This is a genomic window from Longirhabdus pacifica (assembly GCF_004115085.1).
GTDB lineage: Bacteria > Bacillota > Bacilli > Paenibacillales > DSM-105158 > Longirhabdus > Longirhabdus pacifica.
The window spans coordinates 26,308-44,697 of record NZ_QXJP01000011.1 but is presented as its reverse complement, the minus strand read 5'-3'; the positions used below and the strand labels follow the sequence as shown (position 1 = coordinate 44,697).

Genomic DNA, 18,390 nt, shown 5'->3' with positions numbered 1-18,390 from the left:
GATGTGACACGAGATGAGAGATTAGTGTACAATGAAATGGTGCAAAAGTTTTGTCTACTTACATTTAATTAAAGGGGTTGGCTTCATTGCAAAACATAACGAAATTGATTGATCACACTGTACTTAAACCTACAGTTCAACAGAAAGATATTATGAAACTTACAGAGGAAGCAAAACAATACGGATTTGCTTCTGTTTGTGTTAATCCATATTGGGTTCCGTTAGCAGCGAAGCAATTGCAAGGTAGCGAAGTGAAGGTATGTACTGTTGTTGGATTCCCATTAGGCGCTTCTGCTAAAGAAGTGAAAGCGTTTGAAACGAAAACAGCAATTGCACAAGGTGCTCAAGAAATCGATATGGTCATCAATATCGGTGCACTAATAGATGGAAAAGATGATGAAGTCGAAGCAGATATTAGAGCTGTAGTAGAAGCGGCTAATGGAACGTTAACAAAAGTTATTATCGAAACTTGCTTATTGAATGACGAGCAGAAAGAAAGAGCTTGTGCATTGTCAGTAAAAGCAGGCGCAGATTTTGTGAAAACTTCCACTGGATTCTCTACGGGCGGTGCAACCAAAGAAGACGTTGCTTTAATGAGAAAAACCGTGGGTCCTGATATTGGTGTAAAAGCTTCTGGTGGTGTGAGAAGTTTAGAAGACGCAACGGCAATGGTGGAAGCGGGAGCAACTAGACTCGGAGCAAGCAGTGGGGTTTCCATCGCAAAAGGTGAAACTTCAACAGAAAAATACTAAGTATAAATAGGCATAAAATACGAGGCAGCTTGTCACATTAAGAATGAACAAAAAAATTCTTAAATGTGAGGAGAAGTGAAGCATGCCCCATGGCGATTCAAGTTTGCAATCACAAAGCCCGCTTTCACAAGCGCAAGATTCGTTGGACAAAGTGCATCATGCTGTATCACAAGCACAAACACATCCAGATGAGCAGTTAATTACACAAGCACAACATGCTATAGTCCACGCGGAAAATGCCATTGATCAGGCTAAAAGTGGTGCAGATCAACATACGTTTGAGCAGGTATGTACTGCTTTCGAAAAAGAAAAACGCACGTTTCAGCAGTTGAAAAAGAAACATATGGATTAGTAACGATCATGGAAAAAAAGGGAAGGGCTAGAATTATATAGCCCTTCCCTTTTTGCATTTCAATTGTAAAAGTGGATTGATTTTCAATGGCAAACGATCTAATTACATTACACACTCTACTATTACCTTTATGTTCAATATCATGTAATATATTGATATATAATGGAAGTATATGCTAAAGTAATGGTAAGACTATAAGAACCGATTTTAGTAACTTTAATAAAATAAAAGTAATAGTGGGAATTTAAATAAATGAATACATCCAAACAAATTAATGAAATATACATGAGTCGAGCAATAGGTATCATAGCGGTTATCATTGTACATACATTAGGATCAGCGGTTGTATATGTAGATCACCAAAGCTTGTATTACCCGTTGTACATTTTTTTGCACACTGCATTTAAATTTGGTACTCCTACATTTATTTTAATTAGTAGTTTTGTCATTTTTTATAACTATTATCATCGCTCGATTGATCGTCAACTTATCTCTCATTTTTATCGAAAGCGTTTACTGTACGTTACCGTACCGTATGTGGTCATATCGTTTTTTTATTTTATTTTAAAAATGGATGATTTAACAAGCATTTGGAACTTAATTCAACAGTTTTTCATTCAGCTTTCTTTAGGCACTGCCCATACACACTTGTATTTTGTATTTATAAGCATTCAATTTTATCTAATGTTCCCATTCATATTGTTTTTGTTCAAAAGACATCCTTTCTTTTCAAGTATATCTATTATAATTGGATTTGTTATTCAATGGATATTTGTAATCTTATACTATTATTATAATGAACAGTTATCCTTATTTCCTGTCGGAAAAGGGAGTATTGCTTTATCCTACTTTTCTTTCTATTTAACGGGTGCTTTTTTAGGAATTTATTATGATAAGATCATTCCATTTTTAAAACCTACAAAAGCTGTAATGAAGAAATTCTTCATTTTATATGCTTTACTATGGTCAGGGACGATGTTTAGCATAGGAGGGAATATTTATCTTCAGTATCAATTAAGAGCAAATAATACCCAGTATCATGCATTCATCTATGAACTTTTGTGGAACATGCAAACGTTGCTGACAGCCATTGTACTATTTCAAATTTCATACTTACTTAAAAGAGTGCTAAACACCAAACTAACGAATCTATTAATGCGTTTGGGAGAGGCTTCATTTGGCATATACTTGATTCATCCATTTATATTAGCAATTTACAGAGAATTTATTATGGTAAATGAGTATACGGCAAATCCATTGGTCTATTTATTTATGTTTATCCTCGCCTTGAGCTTATCTTGGTTTATAGTTGAAGTTACTAGTAAGTACTTTAAATTTTCATGGGTTATATTTGGAATGTTACCTAAGAAAAGAACCAATACAGAGAATCAGCAAAATAATAAATCAATGTATACGTAGTTTATGGACGAGTAAATAAAAGAAACATATGGATTATGATCCAGACGATCTTTTGTAAGTGTATATCCCAATACCGATTAACATCATCACAATGAAGATGATGGAAGCCCACATGATCATGAACGTCATACTTTGACTTTGGCTGTTACTTGTTTCTGTGGAAAAATAGGACTGTATGTCGGCTTGTGTTAATGTATCGGCTGTTTTACCACCTCCTAAAATCAATACATCTTCTTCTGCTTCTTCTAGCACATTACTTCTGCTACAAATATTAACCTGTAAAGTCCCATCTTTATCATCTTCAGATAACGCTGTAGAAGAATACGCATATAGGAGATAGTCTTCCCCTTTTTCAAAAGGAAAACCACAACTGGGCCCTTGCCCTGGGGTGTTTACGATGATTTGTGATTGATTTACACCCTTCCAACTTTCCATCACCTCTATTAACACTTTTTTACCAATATCACCTTCCTCTATTTCTAACACTTTCCCACTAAACACAGCTGCCGAACTTTCAAATTGATCTTCTACGGACGGTGTTTCTATACACGAACATGCAATGACCGATTGAGGCAAGATGAATAATGAACTGATAAACACCATTGCCGCAACGATGGAAAAGATCTTTCTAAACATACGTATGCGCTCCCCTTTCTCTTACTCTTTAGGTAAAAACGTTGGTTAAAGACTAGACGTTCAGTGATATACCAAAGTTGCAAGATATAATACTGTATTTACAATTCAAGGAATATCAGCTACAATGAGAATACTAAAACAAGTGAAGGAGGGATGCATGATGGTGATGACAATAAAGGGTGAAACGTTAATTGCATATAAGCCATTGTGCAGCTCTCTGAAATGTCGTGAAAATGTATTTTGTTTATAGTCCTATCTTATGATGACAATAGTATGTAAGGACAGAGATGACATAACCATCTAAGATCATATTCATGATATGTAGCTGTGCAGTGGTGTACTCGCTTGCGACATATCCATGGTAATCAACAATGAAGTAAAGGCCGCAGCGCGGTCTTTTTTGTTGTAAAAATGTAAATGAATATGACTTGGAGGAAATAGAAATTGAATAGATTAAAACAATTCGGATTGACAGAAACGACGATGGAACACTTTAGACACTTTGCAAAAGAAGGATATCAACTCGGAAGAGTAGTGCAGGAGCATAAACATTTGTATGAAGTAGAGACAGAGCATGGGGAAATGCTGGCTCACTTAAAAGGTAAATTTACGTTCGAGGCAAAAGAGAGATCAGATTATCCAGCGGTAGGGGATTGGGTCATCATTAACATTTTGCTAGACGAAAAAAAAGCCGTTATTCATCATGTGCTTCCTCGTATAAGTAAACTATCTAGACAAGCAGCTGGGGAAACAACCGAAGAGCAAGTTATCGCTGCGAATGTAGATACGGTATTTTTTGTCCTAGCATTGAATAATGATTTTAATGTAAGAAGAATGGAACGATATATGACGATGATATGGGAAAGTGGTGCGTCTCCCGTTATTGTTTTAAGTAAATCGGATTTGTGCGAAGATATCCCGGAGAAAATAAAAAAAGTAGAAGTAGCCGCTATGGGTGTCCCCATTTGTGTGGTTAGCTCAGTTGAGGAGAAAGGTTTAGAGCAACTAGCCCCATTTTTAAAAGAAGGCAAGACGATAGCCGTAACAGGCTCCTCCGGTGCAGGAAAGTCCACTTTATTAAATACGATGTACGGGGAAAAGAGGCAGAAAGTAAATGATATTCGAGAGAGTGATCATAAAGGAAAGCACACAACAACAAACCGCGAGTTGTTTTTGCTTCCAAATGGTACGATCGTCATGGATACGCCAGGAATGAGAGAACTCAAACTGTGGGAAAGTGATGAAGATATTATGGATCATACTTTCTCAGATATAGAGCAATTAGCATTACAATGTAAGTATCATGACTGTTCTCATCAAAGTGAACCTGGTTGTGCCGTTCAACAAGCGATTGAAGATAATACATTAAATACATCTCGATATCAAAGTTATGTAAAATTACAAAGAGAATTAGCCTATATAGCTAGGAAAAGTAATAAACGTGCACAACTAGAAGAAAGGAAAAAATGGAAAAAAATTAGCGGTGACCGTACGACCAAACATCGCATGTAAGACATGAAGTTACGGAGCACACGATATCGTTAACAGCAATCCATGAAAGTGTATAGGTTGGATGAATCCTTATATGTGGAGACATAACATTCAACCTGTACACACATTTTATGCACACATTTTTTCACTCTTTTGTTTAAACCTATGCCATAAATTAGGATTGATCGTTTGTCATTTTAGCTGGTATAATTTAGATTAGACATTTATCCCATCATTTCTTCATCTTATCCAATCAATGCATGCCTTTATATTAAGGGTGAAATAATTAAAATATATCAGAACATTCTGAAAAAGGAGGAAGGTTTAGTATGGTAAAGTCACTAGCAGACTGCGTAACATTAAATAATGGGGTGCAAATGCCATGGTTTGGTTTAGGTGTATTTAAAACCAAAGACGGGCATCAAGTCATTCAAGCGGTGAAAGAAGCGATACAAGTAGGATACCGAAGTATCGATACAGCTGCGATCTATCAAAATGAACAAGGTGTAGGTGTTGCCGTACAAGAAAGCGAAGTGAAGCGAGAGGAACTATTCATTACAACGAAAGTGTGGAATAGTAACCAAGGATACGAAGAAACATTAAAAGCTTTTGAAGAAAGCAGAAAAAAACTGCAACTGGAATGGATTGATTTGTACTTAGTTCACTGGCCAGTAAAAGAAAAGTATAAAGAAACGTGGAAGGCATTAGTGAAATTATATGAAGAGGGATACGTTAAAGCGATTGGTGTAAGTAACTTTCAGACACATCATCTTGATGACGTTATACAAGATACGGGTGTCGTTCCATCTGTGAATCAAGTGGAATATCATCCTCAGCTGCAACAGGTGGAGTTGAAGAAGTATTGCGAAAAGCATCATATCCAAATGGAAGCGTGGAGCCCGCTTATGCAAGGTAAACTATTAGATCATCCTACTTTGCAAAAAATTGCGAGTAAACACCATAAAACAACTGCACAAGTGATTTTGAGATGGGATATACAACAAGGTGTAATTACGATTCCGAAATCCGTAAAATTTGAACGTATTCGTGATAATGCAAATATATTTGATTTTAGTTTAGATGAAGAAGACGTAAAGCAAATTGAAAGTATGAACATAGATAAGCGCAACGGCCCTGATCCAGATCATTTTGATTTTTAAAATGACGCATGGTTGTTAGCATAGCTGGATATCCTAGGAACAGTACATAAAAAAGGAGTCCCAGCATGTTCATTTTTACCATTGTAATCGAGCTATGCATTGGTATTTTATTATTATTTCTAGTGACAAAAATTTTAGGGAGATCACAAATACATCAAATTACTCCTTTTGATTTCATCTCTGCTTTAGTATTAGGAGAATTAATTGGAAATGCGATTTACGATGATAAGATCGGTATTTTACATATATTTTTTGCAGTATTTATTTGGGGATTATTGCTTTATTGCATTCAATGGATGGAGCTGAAATCGATAACACTGCGTGAAATTTTAGACGGGAAGCCTTGTCTTGTCATTGAAAAAGGAGTTATTCAACGCAAATTATTGAAAAAGCATAAAATTAGCATCGATCAACTGCAAAATTTGTTAAGACAAAAAAATGTGTTTTCACTTCGTGAAGTCGAGTATGCTCTATTAGAATCCAATGGCATGATATCTGTTTTGCAGAAAATAGAATATCAAACGGCACAAAAAAGAGACATACATACGATGGATCATGGTGATGATCATGAAAATACAAAGGTAACGGCAGAGCTCCCAGTTGTACTCATTAGTGATGGCTCTATATTAAATCAAAATTTAAATGCTGTTGGTATGGATGAGCAATGGCTGTATGGGGAACTGTTTTCCCATGGAATTAAAGATGTGAGTGAAGTCATGTATGCGGAATACACGTCACTTCAAGGATTATATGTGATTGAAAAGCAATAAAATAATAAAACAATACTTAAGACAGTTGGTTTTGGCCGGCTGTCTTTTATTGTTTTCAATCGGCATCAGGATTGATTTACCTCTATAAAACACAGTAAATATGTTAAAAATATAAGCAGATTACATTCATGAAAGAGGTTCTTGCCATGGGTTTATTATTGTTGGTGTTACTACTTTTCATCGTATTGCTGTGTGTATACGGACTCACACAGACGCTGAAAATTGGGATTCGGCGTAATGACAAAGGAATAAACGAACCTGTTGCAAATATTCGTGTAAAACATCCTGCTGTTACCAATCCCATTATATTAGCTTATATATTTACCCCTATTGTCATTATTATCGTTGCTATAATGATTTACATCTTGCGTTAGTAAGAATGAAGAGAAGATTACATGATAAAGGAGAACTTTTCTTTGGATAACAATAAGCAAACATATTATGTTTCTGTACAAGCAAACACTGTTGTCGAAGAACAAGGAGCAGCAGCTTACGAATTTGAAATTGAAGCAAGTGAAAAAGAGTGGATGAAGCTGACGACATTGTTTGAAGAAAAAGAAGATGCGGAAAAGTTCACCTTCGTCTCTACTCCACTACCTGCACTTCCGTACCATGTTATTGATGGAGCAAATGATGAATACGATGCTGTACTAAAAAATGTATATCAATGTATTTATGAATTAGGTACAAAGGAAACGAAAGATCAGATCAATCAAATGAATATCATTTAACGTTTTCGTTATTGAAGCAGTTCGGTTAACTTCATATCCATAATATACTATAATAAAGGAAAGTAGTTAGGGGGTGGCAAGTGGTGCATATTGTTGTAGCTGGCGGGACCGGTTTTGTCGGTCGTCATCTCATCCAATCGTTATTAGATCAAGGTCATAAGATTACGATCATTTCGCGTCATCGTGCTAGCCATGGAGAACATAACGTTCATTATATTCATTGGGAACAATTGAAACAAGATCGAATAAAAGATATGCATGTAGATGCTATTGTCAACTTAGCAGGGGAAACCATCAATCAACGTTGGAGTGAAGCAGCAAAACAACGCATTTTACAATCGAGAATCACAACAACTCGTGCTGTAGCAGATTGGGTTAGTAAGATGGAACATAAACCAAATGTAGTAGTGCAGGGCTCAGGTATAAGTGTTTACGGAAGTTCCTTAGTGGAGACATTCGACGAGACAAGTAACAGTGAAGGTCATGATTTTTTAGCTGAAGTCGTCAAACAATGGGAACATGAAACGAAGGCGATGGAACAACATACTCGTGTAGTCCGTTTAAGGTTAGGTATTGTACTTAGTAACGATGGTGGTGCCTTTCCAAAACTGATGCTTCCTTTTCGTTTCGGTGTAGGAGGAAAGATTGGAAAAGGGAATCAGTGGTTTTCATGGATTCATATACAAGACTGTGTAAACATGATCAACAAATGTTTAGATGATGAAAACGTTCAAGGTGCTGTTAATGCAACTTCTCCTGAACCTGTCACTAACGCAGATCTCACTTACATACTTGCAAAAGTGCTTCATCGACCTCATTTTTTTACTGTTCCTTCTTTTGCTTTAAAATTGTTGCTAGGGGAAATGTCAACGTTAATGGTAGATGGGCAGCGCGTTATACCACAGAAGATGTTAGACCATAGATTTGAATTTTTATATCCAACCTTTCAACAAGCAGCAACGCAAATCATACAAAAATAACCGCATGTGATATAGTGAAAATAAAATTATTAATGACAAGGACGTGTACAACATGATTAGTAATCAATTAGTAAATGAATTGAATAAGCAAATGAACTTTGAATTTCTTTCTTCTCACGTATACATGGCGATGGGTGCATATTGCTTACACGAAAATCTAGACGGATTTGCCAACTTTTTCATTGTACAGGCGGAAGAAGAAAGGTTTCATGCAATGAAATTTTTCAAATTTTTAAATGATATTGGACAGAAAGCTGAGATTTCAGGAATGGATGCTATCCCTAATGGGTTTACCTCTGTCTTAGATTGTTATGAAAAAGCATACGCACATGAAAAAGAAGTGACAAAACGAATTTATCATCTATCTGACATTGCATTGACAGAAAGAGAGCATGCTACCATTCACTTCTTAAAATGGTTTATAGACGAGCAGGTAGAAGAAGAGTCATTGTTTGACAGTATCATTCATAAATTGAAAAGAATCGATGACGACAGCAACGCCTTCTTCATGATGGATACGGAATTTGCAAGCAGAAAATTTGTTGCTCCTTCCTTAAATGAATAAAATAGGTTCAAGCAAATAAACAGTAATGTAATTAAATAATGCCTTACAAAGCAATATGCACAAATCAAACCCGATCCTCTAGTTGTTTTTTTGTTGACGCTAAAGGTTTGGGTTTTTTATATGAACAATCATCAATGACATCGCACTACATAAAAGAGGGAATAAATAAAATCCCATAAATGTAGCATAGAGTTATATTTGTAAGTAAATAGAGAATTTTATACGTAATTTAGTGTTTGAGTCCTTTAGGTTTATCAAAATGAGAAAATTTATTAGTTTCCAAATGCAACTTTTTGATTTACAATTCGTAAATAATAATATGTAATTATTATCCACGATAATATATGCTTAAATACACATGAAAGATTGTACCAATTAAAACAAAATAAACAAGACTCATCCTATTACAAGTTGTCTATGTTATGTTGTTGCTTTTGATTACTCTAACATTTAACAAGTGTAAATGTTGAAATATCTTATTACTAGAGGAGATGTTTAAGGTAACGCATGATAAAGCATAGAAATATAAAGCGAGGAATGAAAAGTACTAAAGAGTGCCTCATTCCAACACCAATGAGAAATTACTGCATCTAGGTGGTTACATCATTGTCATGTAAATATTACCACGCAGTTCATACTTAAGTATATGCATATGAGATGTTATACTGGGTTGATATCATTTCAACCTTTGTTGTGTGTGCTATTTTTGACAATACAGACAAAACGTAGTAGCTCATGAGTGAGAGAGGTGAAGACATTTGCTTGAGAAAATAAAACATAAATTGAGTGTTAAAACATGGTGGTTTTTGTATACCGCATTTTTTCTAATGTGGCTAAAGACGTATTTAGTGCAACGATTTGCATTTGATTTACCAATACAGTCGTTATTTCAAGAAATGATATTACTGATTACACCGATTGCATCGGTAATTCTAATCGTAGGATTTGCTTTGTTGATAAGTAGGAAAAGAAAAGTCTGGACGATTATTATTTTTAGCTTGCTTTCTTCTATTCTATTATTTTCAGACTTAGTATATTATCGTTTTTTCAATGATTTTATTACACTGCCTGTATTGTTTCAAACGAGCAACATGGGTGACTTGCAAAGTAGTATATGGGGACTTATAAAACCCACGGATATATTGATCTTTTTGGATACCATTCTTTTAGTATTCATCGTTTGGTGGAAAAAAGTTTCTAGTATTAGTATCAGACGAAGTCAGCTTGTTTCGGCATTTGCCGTTGCTATTTGCTTCTTATTGGTGAATTGGTCACTTGCAGAAATGTCACGCCCACAATTACTGGCGCGTACCTTTGATAGACAAATTGTAGTTAAAAACATAGGGGCTTACAATTACCACCTCTATGATCTTGTTTTGAATACACGTATGACAAGTAAAAAAGTTTTTGCGGATAATGAAGATTTGATGGAAGCGACAAAATATATTGAGACACAGGAAAACACAAACGAGATTCCTTCTGACTTATACGGTATTGCAGAAGGGAAAAATGTGATACTGATTTCAATGGAGTCGCTGCAAAGTTTTGTTATTAACGAAACGTTATATGACCAAGAAATTACTCCTTTTTTAAATGATTTAATTGGAGAAAGTTATTACTTTGACAATTTTTATCATCAAACGGGGCAAGGGAAAACATCCGATTCTGAATTTATCGTAGATAATGCGCTATACCCTTTACCAAGTGGAGCAGTATTTTTTACACATGCACAAAACACGTACTATGGGACGCCTAATGTGTTGAAAGATGAAGGTTACTATTCTGCTGTATTCCATGCTAACGAAGGAGCATTTTGGAACAGAGATGTGATGTATGATGCGTTGGGCTATGATTTCTTCTATGACAAAGAGTATTATGAAGTCAACGAAGAAAACTCAGTTGGATGGGGTTTGAAAGATGAACCGTTTTTCCAACAAACATTGGATAAGTTAGAAGATTTGCCAGAGCCGTTCTATACGAGGTTAATCACCTTGACCAATCACTATCCATTTGAAATGGAAGAAGAAGATTTGATGATTCCTTTCTTTGATTCAGGTGATGCTACAGTAGATCAATACTTTAGTACGGTCAGATATATGGATGAAGCGCTGAAACAGTTTTTTGAGGATATAAAACAAACCGACTTATACGAAGATACCATTTTCATTTTATATGGAGATCATTACGGTATTTCAGCAAATCATAACGAAGCGATGAGCTTGTTTTTAGATAAGGACATTACACCATATGAGCATGTTCAATTACAACGAGTACCGTTAATTATCCATATTCCAGGTATGGAAGGGAAAACGATCTCTCAAATTGGCGGACAAATTGATTTGCGTTCTACTGTGTTTAATTTATTAGGTGTGGATAATAAAGAGGCACTTACCTTTGGTAGCGACCTATTTCTTCCTAATAAAGAAAATAAGATGGTCATACTAAGGGATAGAAGTTTTATTACAGAAGATGTTGTATATACAGCTGGAAATTGCTACGATAGAGGGACCGGCGAAATGATACTATCTGATACCTGTGAACTATTAGTAGAGCAGGCAGAGCAGCAATTAGATTATTCCGATGAAATCATTTATGGTGATTTAATGAGGTTTATAGAGGAAGACGCAGACAAAGTAGAAGATGAATTAGGAGAAGAGGATGCAGAATAGCATCTTCTTCCTTGCTTTTAAAAGTAAAAGAGGAGATACCAGCTTTGACACATATACATATCAGTGACAAATTACCCGACACCATGTATTACGTTCCGTCAGATCAAATACTTGACAATCATGTCTTATTTCCCTTTGCTTGGGACGATTTGGCGTGCAGAAGATTAGGTGATAACATACCACCTGTTGTTCATATTTGGAGGCATAAAAGAGCGTTTGTTGTGGGGTTGCGTGATCGAAAACTTCCTCATGCCGAAAAAGCAATACGTTGGTTAGCGCAACAAGGTTATGAGGTTGCTGTTCGACATTCTGGGGGGGCAGCCGTTCCGCTCGATGATGGTGTAGTCAATGTTTCTCTCATTTTGCCGAAAAAATCAGGATATCGTGATTTCCATGAGGATTTTCAGCAAATGGCACAGCTGATTGCTGCTACGGTAATCGATCAACAAGTGGATATTGGTGAAATTAGTCATTCTTATTGTCCTGGTGATTATGACTTGAGCATTAATGGGAGAAAATTTTGTGGTATAGCACAGCGCAGGCAGACGAAAGCTTTTATTATTCATGCTTTCGTTAATGTTGGTACACATCAAGATCGAACACAAGACGTTCGCACATTTTATGAGATAGCTAGTGGAAATAACGCTGAACTTCATCCTCCTGTACAACAGTCTAGCACGTCAAATTTGCAAGACGATACCAATATAGCTTCTGCATCAGAATGGATGGAACGGTTTACTTCTGTCATCAAGCAACATGGTGTTCATCTGCAGGCAGGTCATTACGATGTTCTACCTACAGATGATGTTTTACATTGGATGGACAAACTGTATGCCCGGTATACGAAATTAAAAGAAGTGACTTAATGCATGCGGCAGCTCATTTTGCCAAAAGCCCCATATATGCTTTCCTTTATTTTCAACATAATAAAGGGAAGTGTTTTTTTGTTGCAGTATGGTTTTTGTATCTCTATTGAGTGATAAGAAATCAAAAACGCCATAGTCTGTTTTTACATCCGTCTCTTCTGTACCAATGAGCATATACATATCCAGCCAAGACAAATCTTCTTCTTGTTCAAGACGTTGTTGTGTAGAAGGGAAAAAAGCTCCGCTTAGCGCTAAGCATTTATGGGAAAGATGAGGATGATCTAGGACAAGATGTAAAGAAACGGTTGCCCCCAGAGAGTCACCAGCAAAGATACGATGCGCTGGATCTTGTATCGTAGCATAGTTCTTTTCTATTTCTGGTATTACTTCTTGCGTAACAAAATTGCAGTAAGGAATAAAACGATTGCCATTTGGAGCATATTCAGCCGATCTCTGAGGAAGATTAACATCTATACCCACAATAATCATTGGCTGCAAACCTTCTTCTTCTATAAGTTGGCTGGCGTGCGTTGCAATTCTGCCAAAATTAAAAAATTCAGCCCCATCTTGACAGTAAATGACGGGGTAACTTTGCAGCGGATCATATTCTTGCGGTAAATATATACGTAACGTTCTTTCATCGTTTAAAAATTGAGATGAAATAGTATGTTTTTCTATTTTTCGTTTACTGTATTTAAAAGACATGATGCAACATCTCCATTCTTAAAATCGTAAAATATATGGATAAAAATGTTAGTTAATTTTCATTTTCAACAATTTTATATTAAAATAAAGGAATACGCAATTAAGTTGCGTAAAACTAACTGTAGGAATTTAAAAAATCATACTTTCCCAGTTGGCATTTTGCCAACTGTAATATATAATAGTCACATAACTGTTATATTTTCAACTTTATTATTCTCATATTATTCAATATTACTAATGTTTCTTACTGTATTATAACAGATTATAGTTTCGATTGTAACAGCATATATAACAATTGTTAAATGCTACTTATAAATTCTAAATGAGGTGATTGGTACAATGAGTAAGTCTTATGAAGTGTACGCTCAAGATGTAACTCCACTATCCGTCTTAAGTCCGGATGGAACAACCGTTGTAAATGAAAGCGAGATGCCAGACGTAACAGATGAGCAGCTCCAAGAGCTTATGTATCGTATGGTATTTACGCGTACATGGGATCAACGTGCGGTCAGTTTAGCAAGACAAGGAAGACTTGGATTTTACGCACCTGTATCTGGTCAAGAGGCAACAATGATCGGTACACAATTTGCTTTAAATAAAGAAGATTTCATCTGCCCAGGTTATCGCGACATGCCTCAAATTGTATGGCACGGATTACCTATGCATCAAGCTTTCTTATACTCAAGAGGACATCAAGAAGGTGGAAAAATTCCTGACGATGTAAACGTATTAATGCCACAAATTATTATTGGTGCACAAATCGTGCAAAGTGCTGGTATTGCGATGGGCTTTAAGAAGAGAAATAAAGACAATGTTGTTATTACGTATACAGGTGATGGTGGAACATCGCAAGGGGACTTCTATGAAGGATTAAACTTTGCTGGTGCATTCAACTTACCTGCTATTTTCGTTGTGCAAAATAACGGATATGCGATTTCTACACCATTCGAAAAACAAACGGCTGCAAAATCTGTTGCACACAAAGCACTAGCAGCAGGCATTAGAGGCGTTCAAGTCGATGGTATGGACATACTCGCTGTACTTAAAGCAGCACAAGAAGCTGCGGAAGTTGGAAGAAATGGTGGAGGCGCTACATTAATTGAAGCGATCACTTATCGTTTTGGACCGCATTCTATGTCTGGTGACGATCCGAAGAAATATCGTACGAAAGACGAAGAAGGCGTTTGGGAAGAAAAAGATCCTATCGCTCGTTACCGCAAGTACTTAGAGACAAAAGGACTTTGGAGCGAAGAGCAAGAAAATAAAGCGATTGAAGATGCAAAACAAGCAGTAAAAGACGCAATCAAACAAGCTGAGAGTGCGGAAAAAATGACGGTACCTGGATTAATAGATTCTATGTTCGAGCAAACTCCGGCACATCTAGCAGAGCAGAAAGAAGTTTTTGCAGCAAAGGGGGATAAATAATCATGGCACAAATGACAATGATTGAAGCGATACGTGATGCAATGCGCTTAGAGTTAAAGCGTGACAATGATGTACTAGTTTTTGGTGAAGATGTTGGGCATGTCGGTGGTGTATTCCGTGCGACAGAAGGTTTGCAAAAAGAATTCGGAGAAGACAGAGTGTTCGATACGCCACTTGCAGAATCCGCAATCGGAGGTCTAGCAGTTGGGTTAGGCGTACAAGGTTTCAGACCTATCGCAGAAATTCAATTTATCGGTTTTATTTTTGAAGTAATGGACTCCATCTGCGCACAAGCAACACGTATGCGTTATCGTTCTGGTGGGAAATACAACAGTCCAATCGTGTTCAGAACACCATTTGGTACGGGCGTACATGCACCTGAGCTTCATTCTGACAGCTTAGAAGGATTGATGATGCAAACACCGGGAATTAAAGTCGTTGTTCCTTCTAATCCTTATGATGCAAAAGGCTTGTTAGCTTCTGCTATACGAGATAATGATCCAGTCTTTTTCATGGAGCATTTGAAATTATACCGTTCATTCAGAGACGAAGTACCTGAGGAAGATTACACTATTCCTTTAGGAAAAGCGAATATCGTTCGCGAAGGTAGTGACATGACGATCATTGCTTACGGTGCAATGGTACACACAGCGAAAGCAGCAGCAGAAGAATTGGAAAAAACACAAGGAATTAAAGCAGAAGTTATCGACTTGCGTACACTTGTGCCATTAGATATTGATACCATTGTGGCTTCCATTCAAAAAACAAATCGTGCGATTATCGTGCAAGAAGCCCAAAAATCATCTGGTGCAGCAGCAGAGATTATGGCACAAATTAACGAAAAAGCGTTGTTACACTTGGAATCTCCAGTATTGCGTGTAACGGCTCCAGATACAGTAGTTGGATTCGGTGAGATCGAAAAAGAATGGGCACCAGATACTGCGAAAATCATCGCAGCAGTAAATGAATCACTTAACTTTTAATCATTAAAATTGAAGGAGGTTACAACATGGCTTTGTTTGAATATAAATTCCCTGAACTAGGTGAAGGGTTGTCCGAAGGTGAGATTGTTGAGTGGCATATTAAGCCTGGTGATGACATAGAAGAAGATCAGATTATTATGGAAGTTCAAAACGATAAAGCAGTAGTAGAAGTACCGTCTCCTGTTACAGGAAAAGTAGCAGAATTGAAAGTAGAAGATGGTACCGTTTGTACTGTTGGGGATATCGTAGCGACTTTTGAAGTAGAAGGTGACGCAGCGGCTGGTGAAGCATCAACGACAGAAGAAGCTCCTGCTGAAGAATGTGCAGTTGGAAGCAGTGTAGCAGAAAACGTTGCAAAAGCAACAATCGAAACAGCGCCAGCTACTTCTGCTCCAGTTAATGACATCGGAGAAGTGGATACAAGTAAAATATTAGCGACGCCAAGCGTTAGAAAATTAGCAAGAGACAAAGGCATCAACATTGCTCAAATTACTGGAACAGGTAAAAACGGCAAAATTACGAAAGAAGATGTAGAAGCTTTCGCTTCTGGTGGAAGTACAACTGCTGCGGCAGCACCTGTTGCTTCAGAAAATAAAGCAGCAGCATCTGCAAGTGCACCTGCAACTCAGGCAGCTCCAGAGGGAGACTTCCCAGAAGAACGTGTACCACTTAAAGGTATTAGAAAAATTATTGCTAACTCCATGGTCAAATCTGTGTACACAGCACCACACGTTACGATTATGGACGAAGTAGACGTTACAGCATTAGTTGAATTGCGTAAAAAGGCAAAACCTTTAGCGGAGCAAAAAGGTGTGAAATTGACTTACTTGCCATTCATCGTAAAAGCATTAGTTGCGGCTGTTCGTCAATTCCCAGCATTAAACGCTTCTATCGATGATGACAACAATGAAATCGTATATAAAAAATACTACAACATCGGTATCGCTACAGATACAGACAACGGTCTCATCGTTCCTGTTATTGAGCATGCTGATCGCAAAAACATTTGGACTATCGCAGATAAAATCAAAGACCTTGCGGTTCGTGGCCGTGAAGGAAAACTAGCTCCAAATGAAATGAAAGGCAGCTCCATTAGTATCACAAACATCGGTTCAGCTGGCGGTATGTTCTTTACACCAGTCATTAACCACCCGGAAGTTGCTATTTTAGGTACAGGTCGCATTTCTGAAAAGCCAATTGTAAAAGATGGTGAAATTACAGTAGGCCAAATGATGAACTTATCCTTAAGTTTTGATCACCGTCTCATTGATGGTGCTACAGCTCAATATGCGATGAACTATATGAAACAGTTATTATCAGACCCACAAATGTTAATTATGGAGGTGTAAGCATGGTCGTAGGTGATTTTACTACAGACGTTGATTTGATTGTTATCGGAGCTGGTCCAGGAGGATATGTAGCAGCTATTCGTGCTGCACAACTTGGCAAGTCCGTAGTGATCGTAGATAAAGGTAGAATGGGTGGCGTTTGCTTGAATGTTGGGTGTATCCCATCCAAAGCGCTTATTTCAGCAGCACACCGTTATGAAATTATGAAAGACTCCGAAGATATCGGTATTACGGCGGAGAAAGTAGATCTTGATTTCTCCAAAGTACAAGCTTGGAAAGATGGCGTTGTAAACAAATTAACAGGTAACGTAGGCACTTTGCTTAAAGGAAACGATATTCAAATCGTGCAAGGTGAAGCGTTCTTTACGGATAAAAATGTCGTAAGTGTAAGTAATGATGAGGAAGCACATCGTTTTAAATTTAACGATTGTATTATTGCTACTGGTTCTAGACCAATTGAACTTAGAGCCTTCCCTTACAGCGACAACATCATCTCCTCTACAGGAGCATTGAATTTAAAAGAATTACCAAAAAGCATGATCGTTATCGGTGGAGGATACATCGGCATCGAGCTAGGCCAAACTTATGCTAAGTTTGGTACAGAAGTTACTGTACTTGAAGGAGCAGATAACATCTTACCTGGATTCCCGAAAGATATGTCTCGCTTTGTACTTCGTAAAATGAAAAAGCTTGGAGCAACGGTACACACAAGTGCACTTGCACAGACGTTTAAAGAAACCGACGAAGGTGTAGAATTAACGTTTGAAGTCAAAGGAAAAGAACAAAAAGTTACTGCAGAATATGTGCTTGTAACTGTTGGACGTCGTGCGAACACAGATGATATCGGTCTTGAAAACATCGGTGTAGACATGGATGATCGTGGACTAATTAAAATTGATAATCAGTGCAGATCAAGTGTACCTAACATCTATGCTATCGGTGACGTTGTAGAAGGGTTTGCGCTTGCACACAAAGCTTCTTATGAAGGTAAAATTGCTGCGGAAGCAATAGCTGGACACAATAGTGTAATTGATTACAAAGCGATCCCTGCTGTTGTTTTCTCTGATCCAGAAATGGCTAGCGTTGGTCTATCTGAAGATGAAGCAAAAGAACAAGGCTATGAAGTTGTTGTAAGTAAATTTAACTATGCAGCAAATGGTAGAGCGTTAGCAATGAATGCGACAGATGGTTTTGTGAAAATTGTTTCTGATAAAGCAACAGGTGTTGTACTTGGTGGCCACATTGTTGGAGAAGAAGCTTCTAACTTAATTGCTGAATTCGGATTAGCAATTGAAACAGCAACGACGGTAGAGGACATTGCGCTAACGATTCACGCGCATCCATCTTTGGGTGAAATCGTGATGGAAACAGCTGAAATTGCAGTAGGTAACCCTATTCACCAATTAAAGCTGTAATCATCTACTATACATGCAATATAGCATCACAGTATTGCAAATACTATGAACAACTCCCCTTGTTGAAAGGGGAGTTGTTTTCTTTCGTGTGTTATGTTAGATGACTTTATTTCACTCATTTC

18 protein-coding genes are annotated in these 18,390 nt (G+C 37.2%); 16 read left to right on the top strand and 2 right to left on the bottom strand.

Features of this window, described 5'->3' with window-relative positions:
- Window positions 1–86: 86 nt before the first annotated feature.
- The 3 genes from deoC to D1Z92_RS10065 all read left to right on the top strand — a co-directional run bounded on the left by deoC (window position 87) and on the right by D1Z92_RS10065 (window position 2,523).
- The gene (gene deoC / locus D1Z92_RS10075; RefSeq protein ID WP_128895545.1) at window positions 87–752 is read left to right on the top strand and encodes a deoxyribose-phosphate aldolase; all 666 of its coding nucleotides are present in this window, start codon (window positions 87–89) and stop codon (window positions 750–752) included.
- A gap of 82 nt (window positions 753–834) precedes the next feature.
- Window positions 835–1,104: a hypothetical protein gene (locus D1Z92_RS10070; RefSeq protein WP_206099736.1), complete on the top strand. Its 270-nt coding sequence runs from the start codon at window positions 835–837 to the stop codon at window positions 1,102–1,104.
- Window positions 1,105–1,356: 252 nt separating this feature from the next.
- Window positions 1,357–2,523 carry an acyltransferase gene (locus tag D1Z92_RS10065; protein ID WP_128895544.1) on the top strand — a complete coding sequence of 389 codons (1,167 nt, stop codon included), beginning with the start codon at window positions 1,357–1,359 and terminating at the stop codon, window positions 2,521–2,523.
- Between the two features lie 33 nt (window positions 2,524–2,556).
- On the opposite strand, the gene D1Z92_RS10060 is transcribed toward D1Z92_RS10065, so the two are convergent.
- Entirely contained in the window at window positions 2,557–3,159 is a 603-nt protein-coding gene (locus D1Z92_RS10060) for a hypothetical protein (protein ID WP_128895543.1), read from the bottom strand.
- A 483-nt stretch (window positions 3,160–3,642) separates the two neighbouring features.
- Here D1Z92_RS10060 and rsgA point away from each other — a divergent pair, with 483 nt between their 5' ends.
- From rsgA to D1Z92_RS10015, 9 genes are all read left to right on the top strand, one after another.
- A complete protein-coding gene (gene rsgA / locus D1Z92_RS10055) occupies window positions 3,643–4,671 on the top strand; it encodes a ribosome small subunit-dependent GTPase A (RefSeq protein WP_128895615.1) in 1,029 nt (342 codons plus the stop codon).
- A gap of 308 nt (window positions 4,672–4,979) precedes the next feature.
- Window positions 4,980–5,810: an aldo/keto reductase gene (locus tag D1Z92_RS10050; RefSeq protein ID WP_128895542.1), complete on the top strand. Its 831-nt coding sequence runs from the start codon at window positions 4,980–4,982 to the stop codon at window positions 5,808–5,810.
- 65 nt (window positions 5,811–5,875) lie between these two features.
- Window positions 5,876–6,580: a DUF421 domain-containing protein gene (locus D1Z92_RS10045; RefSeq protein ID WP_128895541.1), complete on the top strand. Its 705-nt coding sequence runs from the start codon at window positions 5,876–5,878 to the stop codon at window positions 6,578–6,580.
- 146 nt (window positions 6,581–6,726) lie between these two features.
- Window positions 6,727–6,954 carry a hypothetical protein gene (locus tag D1Z92_RS10040; RefSeq protein ID WP_128895540.1) on the top strand — a complete coding sequence of 76 codons (228 nt, stop codon included), beginning with the start codon at window positions 6,727–6,729 and terminating at the stop codon, window positions 6,952–6,954.
- A gap of 42 nt (window positions 6,955–6,996) precedes the next feature.
- Entirely contained in the window at window positions 6,997–7,311 is a 315-nt protein-coding gene (locus D1Z92_RS10035) for a hypothetical protein (RefSeq protein WP_240666651.1), read from the top strand.
- An 80-nt stretch (window positions 7,312–7,391) separates the two neighbouring features.
- Window positions 7,392–8,291: a TIGR01777 family oxidoreductase gene (locus D1Z92_RS10030; protein WP_240666650.1), complete on the top strand. Its 900-nt coding sequence runs from the start codon at window positions 7,392–7,394 to the stop codon at window positions 8,289–8,291.
- 52 nt (window positions 8,292–8,343) lie between these two features.
- Window positions 8,344–8,856 carry a ferritin gene (locus tag D1Z92_RS10025; RefSeq protein ID WP_128895538.1) on the top strand — a complete coding sequence of 171 codons (513 nt, stop codon included), beginning with the start codon at window positions 8,344–8,346 and terminating at the stop codon, window positions 8,854–8,856.
- A 758-nt stretch (window positions 8,857–9,614) separates the two neighbouring features.
- On the top strand, window positions 9,615–11,525 hold the full coding sequence (locus D1Z92_RS10020; RefSeq protein WP_306438815.1) for an LTA synthase family protein: 1,911 nt from the start codon (window positions 9,615–9,617) through the stop codon (window positions 11,523–11,525).
- Window positions 11,526–11,569: 44 nt separating this feature from the next.
- On the top strand, window positions 11,570–12,391 hold the full coding sequence (locus D1Z92_RS10015) for a lipoate--protein ligase family protein (protein ID WP_128895537.1): 822 nt from the start codon (window positions 11,570–11,572) through the stop codon (window positions 12,389–12,391).
- Here D1Z92_RS10015 and D1Z92_RS10010 read toward each other — a convergent pair.
- Complete coding sequence (locus tag D1Z92_RS10010) at window positions 12,374–13,096, bottom strand: alpha/beta hydrolase (RefSeq protein WP_128895536.1); 723 nt, start codon at window positions 13,094–13,096, stop codon at window positions 12,374–12,376. The two genes, D1Z92_RS10015 and D1Z92_RS10010, sit on opposite strands and share 18 nt — an antisense overlap.
- Window positions 13,097–13,435: 339 nt before the next feature.
- On the opposite strand from D1Z92_RS10010, the gene pdhA reads away from it, so the two are divergent.
- From pdhA to lpdA, 4 genes are read left to right on the top strand one after another with little or no spacing between them, the layout of a single operon-like run.
- Complete coding sequence (pdhA, locus tag D1Z92_RS10005) at window positions 13,436–14,521, top strand: pyruvate dehydrogenase (acetyl-transferring) E1 component subunit alpha (protein ID WP_128895535.1); 1,086 nt, start codon at window positions 13,436–13,438, stop codon at window positions 14,519–14,521.
- Between the two features lie 2 nt (window positions 14,522–14,523).
- Window positions 14,524–15,504 (top strand): alpha-ketoacid dehydrogenase subunit beta, encoded by a 981-nt coding sequence (locus tag D1Z92_RS10000; RefSeq protein WP_128895534.1) that lies wholly within the window; start codon window positions 14,524–14,526, stop codon window positions 15,502–15,504.
- 26 nt (window positions 15,505–15,530) lie between these two features.
- Window positions 15,531–16,853, top strand: a complete 1,323-nt coding sequence (locus D1Z92_RS09995; protein WP_128895533.1) for a dihydrolipoamide acetyltransferase family protein — start codon at window positions 15,531–15,533, stop codon at window positions 16,851–16,853.
- 2 nt (window positions 16,854–16,855) lie between these two features.
- Window positions 16,856–18,268, top strand: a complete 1,413-nt coding sequence (gene lpdA / locus D1Z92_RS09990) for a dihydrolipoyl dehydrogenase (RefSeq protein WP_128895532.1) — start codon at window positions 16,856–16,858, stop codon at window positions 18,266–18,268.
- Window positions 18,269–18,390 lie beyond the last annotated feature (122 nt).